15 protein-coding genes are annotated in these 14502 nt (G+C 54.8%); 2 read left to right on the top strand and 13 right to left on the bottom strand.

Annotated features, from left to right (window positions below):
- Positions 1–28: 28 nt before the first annotated feature.
- From GO984_RS03470 to yajC, 9 genes are all read right to left on the bottom strand, one after another.
- Positions 29–568: a DsbE family thiol:disulfide interchange protein gene (locus tag GO984_RS03470; protein WP_157021135.1), complete on the bottom strand. Its 540-nt coding sequence runs from the start codon at positions 566–568 to the stop codon at positions 29–31.
- Complete coding sequence (gene ccmD / locus GO984_RS03475) at positions 561–719, bottom strand: heme exporter protein CcmD (RefSeq protein WP_171021739.1); 159 nt, start codon at positions 717–719, stop codon at positions 561–563. The genes GO984_RS03470 and ccmD overlap by 8 nt, the downstream gene beginning before the upstream one ends.
- Entirely contained in the window at positions 716–1468 is a 753-nt protein-coding gene (locus GO984_RS03480; RefSeq protein WP_138164238.1) for a heme ABC transporter permease, read from the bottom strand. The genes ccmD and GO984_RS03480 overlap by 4 nt, the downstream gene beginning before the upstream one ends.
- Before the next feature lie 47 nt (positions 1469–1515).
- The gene (gene ccmB, locus GO984_RS03485) at positions 1516–2172 is read right to left on the bottom strand and encodes a heme exporter protein CcmB (RefSeq protein WP_138164237.1); all 657 of its coding nucleotides are present in this window, start codon (positions 2170–2172) and stop codon (positions 1516–1518) included.
- Complete coding sequence (gene ccmA, locus GO984_RS03490; RefSeq protein WP_157021136.1) at positions 2169–2783, bottom strand: heme ABC exporter ATP-binding protein CcmA; 615 nt, start codon at positions 2781–2783, stop codon at positions 2169–2171. The genes ccmB and ccmA overlap by 4 nt, the downstream gene beginning before the upstream one ends.
- Before the next feature lie 67 nt (positions 2784–2850).
- The gene (locus GO984_RS03495; RefSeq protein WP_157021137.1) at positions 2851–3207 is read right to left on the bottom strand and encodes an Mth938-like domain-containing protein; all 357 of its coding nucleotides are present in this window, start codon (positions 3205–3207) and stop codon (positions 2851–2853) included.
- A 127-nt stretch (positions 3208–3334) separates the two neighbouring features.
- Positions 3335–4303: a protein translocase subunit SecF gene (secF, locus tag GO984_RS03500; protein WP_157021138.1), complete on the bottom strand. Its 969-nt coding sequence runs from the start codon at positions 4301–4303 to the stop codon at positions 3335–3337.
- 1 nt (position 4304) lies between these two features.
- Positions 4305–5966, bottom strand: a complete 1662-nt coding sequence (secD, locus tag GO984_RS03505) for a protein translocase subunit SecD (protein ID WP_157021139.1) — start codon at positions 5964–5966, stop codon at positions 4305–4307.
- A gap of 33 nt (positions 5967–5999) precedes the next feature.
- Entirely contained in the window at positions 6000–6284 is a 285-nt protein-coding gene (gene yajC, locus GO984_RS03510; RefSeq protein WP_138164232.1) for a preprotein translocase subunit YajC, read from the bottom strand.
- Between the two features lie 190 nt (positions 6285–6474).
- Here yajC and GO984_RS03515 point away from each other — a divergent pair, with 190 nt between their 5' ends.
- On the top strand, positions 6475–8115 hold the full coding sequence (locus GO984_RS03515; protein ID WP_157021140.1) for a mechanosensitive ion channel family protein: 1641 nt from the start codon (positions 6475–6477) through the stop codon (positions 8113–8115).
- 249 nt (positions 8116–8364) lie between these two features.
- On the top strand, positions 8365–9657 hold the full coding sequence (serS, locus tag GO984_RS03520) for a serine--tRNA ligase (protein ID WP_157021141.1): 1293 nt from the start codon (positions 8365–8367) through the stop codon (positions 9655–9657).
- Between the two features lie 38 nt (positions 9658–9695).
- Here the strand turns inward: serS and GO984_RS03525 are convergent, their stop codons facing one another.
- From GO984_RS03525 to GO984_RS03540, 4 genes are all read right to left on the bottom strand, one after another.
- Complete coding sequence (locus GO984_RS03525) at positions 9696–10649, bottom strand: fatty acid desaturase (RefSeq protein WP_157021142.1); 954 nt, start codon at positions 10647–10649, stop codon at positions 9696–9698.
- A gap of 207 nt (positions 10650–10856) precedes the next feature.
- Positions 10857–12326, bottom strand: a complete 1470-nt coding sequence (der, locus tag GO984_RS03530) for a ribosome biogenesis GTPase Der (protein WP_157021143.1) — start codon at positions 12324–12326, stop codon at positions 10857–10859.
- Between the two features lie 48 nt (positions 12327–12374).
- Positions 12375–13691: a PQQ-like beta-propeller repeat protein gene (locus GO984_RS03535; protein WP_157021144.1), complete on the bottom strand. Its 1317-nt coding sequence runs from the start codon at positions 13689–13691 to the stop codon at positions 12375–12377.
- 59 nt (positions 13692–13750) lie between these two features.
- Positions 13751–14422, bottom strand: a complete 672-nt coding sequence (locus GO984_RS03540) for a hypothetical protein (RefSeq protein ID WP_157021145.1) — start codon at positions 14420–14422, stop codon at positions 13751–13753.
- Between the last annotated feature and the right edge of the window lie 80 nt (positions 14423–14502).

The raw sequence follows: 14502 nt of genomic DNA on the forward strand, positions 1-14502 counted from the left end.
CACTTATCGACTCTCTAATTGACGACAACTAGTTTTGACGTGCTCTTTCCAGCGCCGGGCGCAGTGTTTTCTCTATCACCCGTTCGGTTAGCGGTCCCGCATGGCGTAACAGAATCTTACCATTGCCATCGATCACATAGGTTTCCGGGACACCGTAGACCCCCCAGTCCAACGCCATACGGCCTTTTTCGTCCCGGCCAATAGCGGTGTAGGGATCTCCCAGCTCATCCAGAAACGATGCCGCATTACCTTGCTGATCTTTGTAGTTGATCCCGTAGATGTCGATGCCTTCGTCTTGCAGCGCTTGCAGGTTCGGATGTTCAATCCGGCACGGGGCACACCAGCTGGCCCAATAGTTGACGATTTTGACCTTACCGTCGCGCAGTGTGGCATCGTCAAACACGGTCTTGCCGACGAACTCTGTCAGCACCACCGGTGGTGCCAACTGGCCAATACGCGCAGACGGCAGGCTTTCAGGATCTTCGCGGAACATACCAACCACCGCCAAGCCAATAAATCCGGCAAACACCACAACTGGCACAGCCATCATCGGAGAGATTTTAGCCATTGCCCATTACCCGCTTTTCCACTTTGTCCATTTCGGCACGCACACGGCGGCCACGTACCACGCTGATCACAACCAACAACACCAGTAGCGCGATCGACGCCACATAGGCAGACAGTACTGTTTCAGCGTATTTCCCCAGATCCGGCATCATGCTTCAACCCTTTCCCGAGCCATCAGTGCCTTGATCCGTCGAGCGCGAATTTCGGTCCCTGTGCGATAAAAAACCAGTGCTACAAACAGCAGCACGAACCCAACAATGCAAAGCATCAAAGGGTAGAAAAAGATGTTGCTGACCTTTTCTTCCGTATCCGTTCCAATCACCGCTTCGGCGCGCATGATGGATGCGCCCTGGTGTAACCCTTGGTTCCAGAAGTTCACAGCATAGCGGCTCAACAACGCGAACACGCTGCCCACCAGACACAGGAACGAGGTTAGGTCCGCAGCGGTATCAGGGTCTTCTATGGCTTCCCACAAAGCGATGTAGCCAAGGTAGAATAGGAACAGGATTAAAAACGAGGTCAGTCTCGGGTCCCAAACCCACCACGTGCCCCACATCGGCTGCCCCCAGATGGCTCCCGTCGCAAGGGCGATCAGCGTCATGATCATACCAATTGGTGCTGCGGCACGGGCTGCTAAGGCGCTGACATGGTGACGACGCACCAACCAAACCAAGGAGGTCGCTAACATCATCACCCAGATATTGATCGCCAGCATGGCCGACGGCACATGCAGGTAGATGATTTTTACGGTTGATCCCTGACGATAGTCGTCACCGGTGAAAAAGAAGCCCCAGACCAGACCGACGCCGATGCTAATGGCTGCAGCAGCCCATAGGACTGGCAGCACCCGTTCGGTGGTGGTGATGAACTTTTTTGGATTGGCGTATTCCCAGATCGACATATTGGGTCCCTAGCTGTTCCTTGTGGGTTTCTCAAATCACGAATTCTCTAGCGCAGGTTTATGCGCAACACGGCGGCGCTGGCAAAAGGCAGCAGCGCGATGGATGCCGCCGATATTCCTGCGAGCATCAATAGCGGGGTCTGGATCTCCATGCCAACAGCGCCGCGCCGCGCCACCTCGGCACCAAAGATCAGCGTTGGCAAATACAGCGGCATCACCAGCAACGACATCAACAACCCCCCGCGTTTTAGTCCAACGGTCAGCGCAGCTCCAAAAGTACCAATCACCGACAGGGCTGGAGTGCCCAACAACAGCGAGATCACCACCCATTTGAACCCACTCACCGGCAGATTCAGTAACACGCCCAAGACCGGTGCAGCCAGCACCAGCGGCAAACCAGTTGTAATCCAATGGGCCAGCGCCTTGACACTGACCACGCTTTCTAACGGCAGCGGCGCGGTGGCGAGCAGATCAAGCGAGCCATCCTCCCAGTCCAGCGCCAGCAAACGGTCCAGCGACAGCAGACAGGCCAACAGCGCGCCAAGCCAAAGCACACCCGGTGCAATTGACGCCAGCAAGGCGGGTTGCGGCCCCACCGAAAGTGGTACCATCACCGTCACGATCAGAAAAAAGGCGAGCCCCAGACCAAAGCCGCCACCGGCACGCAAGGCAAGGCGCAGATCCCGCATCAACAGAGCTATCACAGGAAACCTCCGTCAAAATCTTCAATCGCGGGTGGCTTGGCTTTATAGGGCCCAACTTCCAGCACTTCGCTGTCGAGACCAAGATCAATATGGGTGGCAATCAGGGCTGATCCGCCCTGCCCCAGATGGGCGCGCACAGCATCAGCAAACATCGCCACCGATTTCACATCCAAACTGACAGTTGGCTCATCAAGGATCCATATGGGCCGCCCAGTGACCAGCAGCCGTGAAAGTCCCAACCGTCGCTTCTGACCGGCGGAAAGCGCACCTGCCGGTCGATCTTGTAGGGTTTCTAGATCAAATGCCTTCAATGCAGGTGCGATGCTACCAGCCCCAAAGACATTGGCCCAAAAACTCAGGTTCTCAGTCACAGTAAGTGTTGGTTTGATGCCATCCGAATGGCCCGCATAAGCGATCAGGTCTTCGCCACCTTCAACTATGCCGGAGACCGGCGGTTGCAGCCCTGCGACGGTGCGCAACAATGTTGTTTTACCTATTCCGTTGGGCCCGCGTAGGATCAACGCCTGACCAGCGGCCAGCTCGAAACTCAGCCCTTCCAACACCGGGATACCACCGCGAGCGATGCACAGATCAGTAATTCTAAGGCTCATAAAACCCGCTTATCTCGTTGCTTGCGCAGACTAAAGGCATATTCCGAACAAGTGTCTTTGCGGCAGATCAATTCACGGGCAAGGCAGCCAGTGCAATACGGCGCCCCTCGGATAGCAGGACGTTGTAAGTGCGACAAGCTGCGGGAGAATTCATCACCTCAACGCCAATCCCCGCCTCTTCCAAATCGGCCCGCAACTGCGTGGGAATATGTGCAATATCGACTCCGGTGCCGACAAACAGCACATCAATGTCACCCGCCAGGCCCAGCAATACAGCGCTGTCCTCATAGCCTGCCCAAACACTAGTACCCTTGGGCCCCGTCAACAGACCGCCCTGCACCAGCTCTCCACCAACCCGGAAGAACCCAGGCCCGTAACTGTCTATCGGGGTTGCATCGGTATAGGCAACTTCGTTGAGACGCATGGGATCATCCTTGTTTCGCATATCTTGAGGGTGAATAGCACAGCACACGCGCTTGGCCCAGATCCCAACACAGCAAAAAACCGCAGGCGGTAACCTGCGGCTTTTCCATTTTCATTGGTTTGACGTCTTAGGCGTCAATATTGGCAAACTGGTTGCCAGTGGTGTTCGATGGTTTGGACCAATCGCGCTTCACACCCAGGTACAACAGGATCGTTGAAGCCACAAAGATTGACGAATAAGTCCCAACAATCACACCCCAGATCATCGCAAAGACAAAGCCACGGATCACATCGCCGCCCAGTACATAAAGCGAGATCAGCGCCAGCAGAGTGGTGACCGAGGTCATCACGGTACGGCTCAGCGTTTCGTTGATCGACAGGTTCAAAACCTCGGCCAGTGTCTTCTTCTTGTACTTGCGCAGGTTTTCACGCACCCGGTCAAACACAACCACGGTATCGTTCAGCGAGTAGCCAACAATCGTCAGCAGCGCCGCGATAATCGCCAGGTCAAACTTGATCTGCAGTTCCGAGAACACACCGATGGTCAGCACCACGTCATGCACCAGTGCGGCAACCGCACCGAGAGCAAACTGCCATTCAAACCGCAACCAGATGTAGATCAGAACCGCCGCAATCGCGAGCACCACAGCCAGAACAGCGGTCTGCACCAGCTCTCCCGAGACCTTTGGACCTACGGATTCGACTGAGACAAATTTGATGCCCGGCGCAACCCCATCCAGTGTGGCGTTGATGGTTTCGATCACTTCACCGGAAATGGACTCGCCATCTGCCTGCGCCTGAATACGGATCATCGCAACGTGCTGATCTTCTTCGAACGTTGGGTCAAACACCTCGGTGATCGAAACATCGCCCAGTTCAAGCGTATCAATGGCACCGCGATAAGCACCAACATCGACGGCTTGCGTGCTTTCGGTCCGAATGGTCGTGCCACCCCGGAAATCGATACCAAAGTTCAGCCCCTGATACATGAATGAGGCAAAGCCAACCACCATCATCAGGGCTGAGATCCCCAGCCACAGCTTCCATTTTCCAAAGAAATCAAACGAGGTTTCTGCGGGAACTAGTTTAAGTCTCATCTTACACCTCGATCGTTTTTGGACGGCGGCGTTCAAACCACATGACAATCATCACACGGGTCACAAAGATCGCAGTGAACACCGAGGTCATGATGCCCAGTCCCAAAGTAATGGCAAAGCCACGTACCGGGCCCGAACCCATGGCGAACAGGATCACAGCAGTGATGAATGTGGTCACGTTGGCATCCAAAATAGCACTCAGCGCCTTCGAATAACCTTCCTCGATAGAACGCGCCGGGCCACGGCCCGCCTTCAGCTCTTCGCGGATCCGTTCAAACACCAGCACGTTGGCATCCACCGCCATACCAACGGTCAACACGATACCAGCAATACCCGGCAGCGTCAGCGTGCCACCAATCAGGCTCAGCATGCCAAAGATCAACGCGATGTTCAGGATCAGCGCCACGTTGGCAAAGATGCCAAACAGTCCATAGCTAAGAACCATAAAGACCAGCACTGCGACAAAGGCGACGATGGTTGCGATCTTACCCGCATCGATGCTGTCCTGCCCTAGCTCTGGACCAATGGTCCGTTCTTCCAGAAACTCCAAACCGGCTGGCAATGCACCTGCACGCAGCAGAACAGCCAAATTGGTGCTTTCCTCGATGGTAAAGTTACCAGTGATGATGCCAGAACCACCCGGAATATGCGATTGGATCACAGGGGCCGAAACCACCTCGTCATCCAGAACGATAGCAAAGGGAGATCCGATATTCTCAGCTGTGTAGTCACCAAAACGACGTGCACCGGATGTGTTGAAACGGAAGTTCACAGCCGGGCGACCGTTCTGGTCAAATGCTGGCTGCGCATCAACCAGATCTTCACCAGTGACAACAGGTGCGGATTCGATTGTGAAATAGACGCCTGGTTCATCCAGCGAAGGAACAACCTTGTTGCCTACGCCGGGGTTTGCATCTGCATCTGAACCACGACCTACGACTGGGCTAAACGTCAGCTGCGCAGTTGTACCGATGATCTTTTTCAACTCAGACGCAGAGCCGATACCCGGCACCTGGATCAAAATACGATCCGCACCTTGGCGCTGAATGGTCGGCTCACGTGTGCCCACCTCGTCAATCCGACGACGCACGATTTCCAGCGACTGACGAACCGTACGATCATCCGAGGCCAGCTTTTCTGCATCAGACAGTTGGATCGTCAGAATATCACCATCTGCCGAGGATTCGATGTCCATTGCACCGGCACCGGTCAGACTGGTGACTGGGGTGGCAAGGCCACGCACCAGTTCCAGAGCCCGGTTCATGCCTTCGGGTTTTGAAATTTTCAGACGAATCTGGTCTTCCGGGCTCGGTTGGCGGCGGAATGTACCCACAGTGGCCCGTTCCGGGCGCAACGTTTCACGCACTTCAGGCCACATCGCATCCATGCGAGCAGCATAAACATCCGCAACCTTCACCTCGGCCAACAGATGCGCACCACCGCGCAGATCCAGCCCAAGGTTCACCAGTGACGATGGCATCCAGGATGGCCACTGATCGACAATTTCCAACCGCTCAGGTGTTTCACCCTTGGCGACTATTTCGATGGCCGCATCGTTGGCCTGTTCAACACGCGTGTAAAACGCATTTGGCAGGGCAAGCAGCAGGCCGGTCACACAGACCAGCCAAATCAGCACCCTCTTCCAGAGATCAATTTGCAGCATTGCCCTGCCTTTATAGTTATTTACGCGAAGCGATTAAGCTGCTGGCTCGGTCTTATTCAAAACCTGAGCAATGGTCGCTTTGACCACACGAACTTTGACGCCGTCGGCGATTTCAACTTCGATTTCGCCGTCTTCCTTGACCTTGGCAACCTTGCCGATCAGACCGCCCTGAGTGATCACCTGATCCCCACGGCGCAGCGCTTCGATCATCGCCTTGTGCTCTTTCATCTTCTTCTGCTGCGGCCGGATCAGCAACATATACATGATACCAAAGATCAGAATGAGTGGCAGAAACTGGCCAAGTGCGCCTGCGTCCATGGGATATTCCTTTTGTCTGGATCACGCTGGTGTTCAGCGTAAAATTCGCTGGCGAACCTATGCGCTGAATACCAGCTTTGCAAGGCGAGGCAGACCTTCAAGCTGCTGTAAAAAAAACACCCCCGAAGTTCTGCACAGACTAGCCAGATGCTTTAAGTCGAATATAGTCGTCATCAAAGGAATTTTGTTGATGATGTCACATATTATACGCGGTCTGTCCTGTTTAGGATTGTGCATCGCGCTGCTCTTCCCTGCCACGGCGCGGGCTCAATCCACAACACCAGAAAACCAAGCCGCCGAAGTGGCCGCATCAGCGGACGATGGTGTTTTCCGTGCCCCGGTTATTGTCGACGGATCTGAATTGTTCCTCGTACGAGGATCTACCGCTCTGCCGGGAACCGAACGCGCAGAGATGGTGGCAAGCCGCATCATTGCAGTCGCAGTATCCAACACCTCTGACAAAGTTGACATTACCTTCAATTCCGTCGAACTCGGCGAAGAGATCTTGGCTGACGGTGAAATGATCACAATCGTGACCCATGCCGATGCAGAATTGGAGCAATTGGAGCCTGCGGTGCTCACCAAGCTCCAGGGCGATGCTATTCGTCAGGCTATTCTTGCATATCGTACAGCAAGAACCAAAGAAGCCCGTTTGCATTCCATTGTTGTGGTAGCAGCTTGGACGCTTGCATTCATTGTACTCACATCCCTGATTTTCTGGCTTCGGCGGCGCCTCAAAATCCTGATCAACACCCTGGTTCACCGGCATTTCGCCTCCGTCGAAAGCGCAACAAATTCCCATGTTCAGGCGGACGCCATCGCTGCCCTGATCCGTTTTGGCGTGAATTTTGTACTGTTTTCAATCTTGTTTCTCGGCATCTACTATTACTTGTCCCTGATCCTTCTGTCGTTTGCCGAAACCCGATATGTCGCCCAAATTCTGCTGACCTATGTTACCAAACCGGTCCTGAATATCCTGATCGGATTTTTCTTATACATTCCCAATCTGATCACATTGGCCATCATTGCTTTTATCACCTCTTACATCATCAAGGGCCTGCGGGTGTTCTTTGATGCCGTGGAGGCAGGCACCTTTGTGATTGGTGATTTTGAACGCCATTGGGTCAACCCCACCTTCAACATTGTGCGCGTGCTGCTGATATTGATAGCGATCGTGTTTGCCTTTCCCTACATGCCGGGCTCAGATTCAGCGGCATTTCAGGGCCTGACACTGCTGGTTGGCGCCATGTTGTCCTTGGGTGCCAATTCCGTCGTCAGCAACATCCTGTCAGGTCTGTTCGTTATCTATCGCCGCTCCACCAGCATCGGTGACCGCATTAAGATCGGCGAGCATACAGGCGACGTGGTGCAGATCAAACTGATGGAAACCCACCTGAAATCGATCAAGAACGAGCTGATCTCTATTCCCAACGCGCAACTGCTTAATTCCGAGGTGATCAACTACTCTAAGAAAATCGACGGCAACGGCTTGCTGCTGCACACCACCGTCGGCATCGGGTATGAGGAAACACCAGCCAAGATAGAGGCCATGCTGATCGAGGCCGCCCGACGCACCAAAGACCTGAAAACCCGCCCTGCACCCTTTGTGCTGTGGGCCGGGTTGGCGGACTACGCGATCAACTACCAGATCAACGCCTACACCACCCGAGGCACCTCTATCCCGCGCATCAAGTCTGACTTGCACAAGCACATCGTCGCGGTGTTCAACGAAAACAAAGTTCAGATCATGACGCCAAGTTACATCGCTGATACTGAAGAACCGAAGATCGCCGAGAATGAATGGGATGGCGAGTTGGCCACGAAAAACTAAGGGCCGCGCCTGACCTTGGGTGGGCGCAAAGCGCCTTCCCGGGAGGAAGGTCAGGCGCTGCCCGGCCTGCGGCCGAGCCAAACAGATGCAGTACGCAACACCCACCGCGCGCCCATCTCACCCCATCTTAACTCCCCAGTGCCAAATTCCCTCACCCGATGCGTGAAGCCTTCTCCTCCCCTTCCCCTTTGCTCGCTGCTACGGCATATGGTTAGCCAATGATTCAAAACCGTCCAAGGAGACGACCCCATGCATGACATTCGCGCGATCCGTGAGAACCCTGCCGATTTCGACGCCGCTCTGGCGCGGCGTGGGGATGCGGGCATGTCATCTGAAATTCTGGCGCTGGACACCGCCCGCCGGGGCAAAATCCAATCGGCCGAATCCGCTCAGGCTGAACAGAAGAAGGCCAGTAAAGAAGTTGGCGCAGCCAAAGGCCGTGGTGACGACGTCGAGTTCGAACGCCTACGCGCTCTGGTGTCTGAAAAAAAGGCCGAAGTCGCAGCGATGCAGACCGAGGCCAAAGAACTGGACGCCCAGCTGACCGACATGCTGGCTCGAATCCCTAACCTGCCTGCCGCAGATGTGCCCGAAGGCGCGGATGAGGATGACAACGTTGAGGTCAGCCGCTGGGGTACCCCAGTAGATCTACCATTTGCAGCAAAAGAACATTTTGACATCACTGGTGTCACCGCCTCGATGGATTTCGATACCGGCGCAAAACTGTCTGGTAGCCGTTTTGTTGTACTTAAGGCTGCAGTCGCACGGATTCACCGCGCGCTCAGCCAGTTCATGATCGACACCCACGTAGACAAGAACGGGCTGACCGAGGTCAACACTCCGGTGCTGGTGCGTGACGAAGCTATGTATGGCACAGATAAGTTGCCGAAATTTGGTGAAGATAGCTATCAGACCACCAATGGCTGGTGGCTGATCCCCACATCCGAAGTTCCGCTGACTTATTCGGTGGCCGAAGGTGTTCTGGATGAAAGCGTTCTGCCAATCCGCATGACAGCCCATTCACTGTGTTTCCGATCCGAAGCTGGGTCTGCCGGGCGTGACACATCAGGCATGCTGCGCCAGCACCAGTTTGAAAAGGTCGAAATGGTCTCGGTCACCCATCCCGACACATCCGACGACGAGCAAAAACGTATGCTGCGCTGTGCCGAGGACCTGCTGGAGCAATTGGGCGTGCCCTACCGCACCGTGCTGCTGTGCACCGGCGATATGGGCTTTGGTGCGCGGCGCACCTATGACATCGAGGCCTGGTTGCCGGGTCAGAACGCCTATCGTGAAATCTCGTCCGTATCGACCACTGGCGAATTTCAAGCGCGCCGAATGTCCGCCCGTTTCAAGCCATCTGAGGGTGGCAAGCCCGAGTTTGTACACACGCTGAACGGTTCAGGCCTCGCAGTGGGGCGTTGCTTGATTGCAGTACTGGAAAACGGTCAGCAAGAAGATGGTTCCGTCACTCTGCCAGAGGTTTTGGCACCCTATCTGGGTGGTAAGACAACTCTCACCGCCGACGGTACATTGGTCTAACGGATTGGCCCGGCAGCACTGCCGGGCCTCCATTGGTCTCACTTGGGGAACGGCACCAATCGGTTCTGTTCCTCATCCCACAGCTTTAGCCCAAGAGCCCGGACTGCTTCCGGGAATTTGATCCGCCGAGGGGCGACTTCGGGCGGAAGACTGTGATGGCATTTGCGCAGTCGGTATGACGGTATACGTGAATTCAGGTGGTGGATGTCGTGTAGCGTGATGCAGGCAACGGCCATGTCAAAGAACCAGCCAAAGTCCAGACAAGACGACCCCTGAATAGCCGCAACATGGGGGTCCAGATCCGGGCGGCGATCCCAATATGTGTCCTCAAAATTATGCTGCAGATACACCAGGAACACTCCAATCATCCCACCAAGGAATGAAAAACCCAGCCAGATCCACAATCCGAGCACGCCAGCCAGTTGGTAAATGATAGTCAGGTATATCAGTATCGCCAGATTGTGCAGGAGCACGCCCATAATTCCAAACTTCAACGTATTCTTAGGCCAACGGTAGCGAATGAAATAAGTAAAGGCCGACCCAAGTGGCACCAGCACAAAGGGATTCCGGTACAACCGATAGAACAACCGCTGCCAAAATCCCGCCTGCTGCCATTCAGACAGTGTCATGGTGTTGATTTCGCCGGTCTCGCGATGCTCCAGATTGCCGATATTGGCGTGGTGCAGGTTATGGTTCTGCTTCATCACCTCAAAAGGTGCAAAGGTGAAGGGGGAGAGCACATGGCCGGCAATTTCATTCTGGCGTCGCGTTTCAAACAGGGAATTGTGGCCAGTGTCATGTTGCAACACATAGAGCCGCACCGCTGCGAAGGCATTTATAATCCCGGCAGGGACCATCAGGTACCATTGGTCCGAAAATTGGATGGCCAGCGTTAATGACAGAAAATAGACGGCAAAAGTTCCAAAATAGCTCAGCGAGGCAAGCCTATTGTCCTTGTCACAATATTGGCGTGTGTATGCTCTCAGATCCATGCGTAATTCCATAAGTATGTATTGTGACGCCCCAATGAAAACAGGGTGCAGTTAATTCGCTTAAAATCTAATATTCCTTTGCATTGGAACAAGAGGCAAGCCCCTCAAAAATATAGGGTGCAAACAAAGTGGACTGAACTTCCAAAATACAAAAAGGCGACCTCAGAGTGCCGCCTTTTCACGTCTTGCCCGTTCAAGTGGCTAAAGCTAGCCGCGTTGAGGTCCTTTTAGGTGTTTCCTCAACTTGCTTGGCGGTGCCTTTTTACGCCCTTTAAAGGGATTTTTGTCGTTCTGTGACCGCAGTGTCAGCCGGATCGGAGTGCCCGGCATGTCAAAGTCCTGGCGCAGCCCATTGACCAGATACCGCTTATAGCTTTCTGGCATTTTATCTGGGTGAGAGCACATCACAACAAATCCCGGTGGCCGGGTTTTGGCTTGGGTCATATAGCGCAACTTGATGCGCTTTCCCTGCGGTGCGGGTGGTGGATGCTGCTCTAACATGCCAACCAACCAGCGATTTAGGGCCGCGGTTGGTACCCGGCGGTTCCAAACATCATGCGCTCTCATGATCGCCTGTTGCAGGCGGTCTAATCCGCGGCCGGTTTTAGCTGATACCGTGATCAATGGAGCACCACGTAACTGTGGTAAGAGGCGAGTGAACGCTTCTTTGAGATCGCGCAGTTTTTCCTGCTTGTTCTCTTCGATATCCCATTTATTGACCGCAACAACCACTGCGCGGCCCTCTCGCTCAGCCAGATCCGCAATCCGCAAATCTTGTTGTTCAAAGGGAATATCGGCGTCCAGCAAAACGACAACCACCTCGGCAAACTTCACGGCACGCAGACCATCAGAAACTGAAAGTTTCTCCAGCTTTTCCTGTACCTTGGCCTTCTTTCGCATGCCGGCGGTATCGAAGATCCGCATCGGCACCCCATCCCACTCCATGCGCAGGCTGATAGCATCACGAGTAATCCCGGCCTCGGGGCCAGTCAAAAGGCGTTCCTCCCCCAGGATCTGATTGATCAGGGTAGATTTGCCTGCATTGGGGCGCCCCACCACTGCCACTTGCAGTGGCTTGGCCGTCGTGGGCACTGGTACGGTGTAATTCTCTTCGTCGTCGTCATCACCTTCATCCAGATCGACGTCGGTTTCTGGCGTGTCCTGAACAGCCTGCGCCTCAAATTGGTCGGCCAATGGCATCAGCTGTACATAGAGATCATTCAGACCTTCGCCATGCTCAGCCGAAAGACGGATCGGCTCGCCCAATCCCAAGTTATAAGCTTCGATCACACCTGCATCTGCAGCTGCGCCTTCGCCCTTGTTCGCGGCTAAAACAACATTTGCAGACTTTTTGCGCAGAATGTCAGCGAACATTTCATCCAGCGGCGTCACCCCGGCGCGGGCGTCAATCATGAACAGGCAGATATCCGCCATTTCGACAGCGCGCTCGGTCAGTCGGCGCATACGCCCCTGCAGCGAATCATCGGTGGCATCTTCCAGACCGGCCGTATCGATCACGGTAAACCGCAAGTCAGCCAGACGGGCCTCCCCTTCGCGCAGATCCCGCGTAACACCAGGCTGATCATCGACCAGCGCCAGCTTTTTACCAACAAGACGGTTAAACAGGGTGGATTTGCCCACATTTGGGCGGCCCACGATGGCGAGGGTGAAGGACATCGGATAAACTTTCAGCGGTTCAGATGCGCCCCATAGCGCATCCTGGCGTCAACGGAAAGCGTGCAATTCACCTTTTGTCGACACAACATAAAGAGTTTTGCCCACCACAATTGGTGCTGTCGTGGCGCCAGCAGGTACTTCAACCGTCCGCTGGAGGTTGCCATTTTCGGGATTATACAAGCGCAGCAGCCCATCGTTAGACGCCACAATGACATTTCCGCCAGCGAGAACCGGCCCATAGTGAGCGACAATTTCTCCGCGTTTTCCAGGTTTGGTTTTCAGATATCCGGGAAGGGTAACAGCCCAGATCACTTCGCCCGTGTTCGCATCAAGACGGAGCAGGCGCCCTAGGTCACTCACCTGAAACAGACTACCACCCGCAGGCCAAACAGGTCCCAGCGCACCTTCGCGCGTGGTCCAGATCCGGCTGCCATCATCAACGTCAAAGGCTGCGGTGCGGCCAGAATGGTTCCCCACATAAGCGCGCTTACCAACAATCACCGGGCCACCAGTGACATCGCCAATCCGCGCCGTCGAATGGCCAACTCGCTTGCCTGCGACACTCGCACTCCACCGGCGCAGCCCGCCATTGCGGAATGTTGCAGTCAGATCACCCGATCCAAAAGCAAAAATCGCCAAATCAGAGGTAAAGACAGGAGCAGGTGCACCCAACACATTGGAGGCGCTGGGTGTCCCCGATATTTGCCAGGCAATGCGACCATCTTTGGTGTTAACCGCCCAACCGGTATCGTCACCAGCTGCCAGATATACCAAGCCCCCACCAATGCTGGGTTGGCCCGATCCAGTGGCTTCCAGTTTTTGACGCCAGATCTGCTTGCCGCTTTTTGCCTCCAACGCCGTCAGAACACCGTAACCTGAAGAAACGTAGAGAACACCTTCATGATAGGCCATCCCGCCACCGGTCGAAGACCCATCAGGAGAGGGAATGATCTCGGTTTTCCAAAGCACCTGTCCAGACGGAGAAACAGCGGAAACTTGCACGTCGCTGTCTAATGTGTAAATCCGCCCGTCCCCGAATACAGGTGTCGCGGTAATACGTTGGCGGCGTTCGTCGCCATTGCCAATTGAAACTGACCAGATCCGCTGGGGTGTCGCGCTAAGGGCTGGGTGGGCAGTACGATAGGCTTCGATACCATGGCTCTGTGGCCAGGCCGCATTTGCGGTTTGCTGCGACAAATTGATGGCGCGAGATTGATTCTCGATACGCCCAGTGTTGCCTTCACGTATATCTTCACGCTGTCCCTGCAGAATGACTTCGGGGTCTTTACAGGCGGTAAGTGTCAGCAGCAAAGCGCCGCCAAGCAGGGCTATCCCTGCCCTAGAGGTGGATATTGCTGCTGTCATTGCCCTGCCCTGTCTTCTTCCAATTCACTCACCTGCATAACCATTTACATGGTCTTCGGTCACCCCTGAGAGGGTGACTCAACTTCCAGCTTACCGCCAAGAGCTACAATCACTTGGCGAGCCCGGTCTTGCAAGTCTGCACGAACCTCGGCGTCTTCAATAATGGCACGCAACCGAGTAATTGCCGCCTCGACATCACTTTCAGCAATGTCGATCAATGCCAGTTGTTCCTGTGCCAACAGGCGCAAAGGCGCCCCAGGCTGTGAAAGCGCTTCATATTGTAGCCGTCGGTCCTGAACGGATAGCGTATCGTGCTGCAATGCCAACGCCTTATAAGTGGCAGTATGACGGTAGATCAGCGGCAGATCTCCGTTGCGAGCAACTTCACCTAGCAAAGCAACCGCAGCTTCAGACTGATCAGAATTGGCCAAGGCCCCGGCCTCCAGCATTTTTAGAATGGCATCACCGCCAGGTGTCTCTGCCGTTACTGTCGCCAGTGACTCGGCACGCTTACCGGTATCATTTTCAGCCAGTGCCGCGATAATAGAATCCCCAAGAGCCTCTGCAGACGCAGTCGTGCGGGCCTGGTCGAACTCACGATAAGCGGCACCGCCCACTATAACAGCCACCACAACACCGCCTATCCAGCCGTACCGTTTGAGGGCCAGGAACATACGGTCGCGACGAACCTCTTCGGTTACCTCGTCGATAAAACTGTCAGCGTCGCTCATCAATTCGTCCCTGATATGCCCGGACAACGCCGGGGAGTTTGTCTCTTTTGCCTCTCATACAGCGCCTTAAGGCCCAAGCC

The sequence above is a fragment of the Parasedimentitalea huanghaiensis genome (assembly GCF_009753675.1).
In the GTDB taxonomy this organism is placed as follows: domain Bacteria; phylum Pseudomonadota; class Alphaproteobacteria; order Rhodobacterales; family Rhodobacteraceae; genus Parasedimentitalea; species Parasedimentitalea huanghaiensis.

Excerpts from the sequence above, each read along its gene's own strand:
- ccmD (WP_171021739.1), bottom strand. The coding sequence starts at position 719 with ATGATGCCGGATCTGGGGAAATACGCTGAAACAGTACTGTCTGCCTAT.
- secD (WP_157021139.1), bottom strand. The coding sequence starts at position 5,966 with ATGCTGCAAATTGATCTCTGGAAGAGGGTGCTGATTTGGCTGGTCTGT.
- GO984_RS03480 (WP_138164238.1), bottom strand. The coding sequence starts at position 1,468 with ATGTCGATCTGGGAATACGCCAATCCAAAAAAGTTCATCACCACCACC.
- GO984_RS03495 (WP_157021137.1), bottom strand. The coding sequence starts at position 3,207 with ATGCGTCTCAACGAAGTTGCCTATACCGATGCAACCCCGATAGACAGT.
- secF (WP_157021138.1), bottom strand. The coding sequence starts at position 4,303 with ATGAGACTTAAACTAGTTCCCGCAGAAACCTCGTTTGATTTCTTTGGA.
- yajC (WP_138164232.1), bottom strand. The coding sequence starts at position 6,284 with ATGGACGCAGGCGCACTTGGCCAGTTTCTGCCACTCATTCTGATCTTT.
- serS (WP_157021141.1), top strand. The coding sequence starts at position 8,365 with ATGCATGACATTCGCGCGATCCGTGAGAACCCTGCCGATTTCGACGCC.
- GO984_RS03470 (WP_157021135.1), bottom strand. The coding sequence starts at position 568 with ATGGCTAAAATCTCTCCGATGATGGCTGTGCCAGTTGTGGTGTTTGCC.
- GO984_RS03525 (WP_157021142.1), bottom strand. The coding sequence starts at position 10,649 with ATGGATCTGAGAGCATACACACGCCAATATTGTGACAAGGACAATAGG.
- GO984_RS03535 (WP_157021144.1), bottom strand. The coding sequence starts at position 13,691 with ATGACAGCAGCAATATCCACCTCTAGGGCAGGGATAGCCCTGCTTGGC.
- GO984_RS03515 (WP_157021140.1), top strand. The coding sequence starts at position 6,475 with ATGATGTCACATATTATACGCGGTCTGTCCTGTTTAGGATTGTGCATC.
- GO984_RS03540 (WP_157021145.1), bottom strand. The coding sequence starts at position 14,422 with ATGAGCGACGCTGACAGTTTTATCGACGAGGTAACCGAAGAGGTTCGT.
- ccmA (WP_157021136.1), bottom strand. The coding sequence starts at position 2,783 with ATGAGCCTTAGAATTACTGATCTGTGCATCGCTCGCGGTGGTATCCCG.
- der (WP_157021143.1), bottom strand. The coding sequence starts at position 12,326 with ATGTCCTTCACCCTCGCCATCGTGGGCCGCCCAAATGTGGGCAAATCC.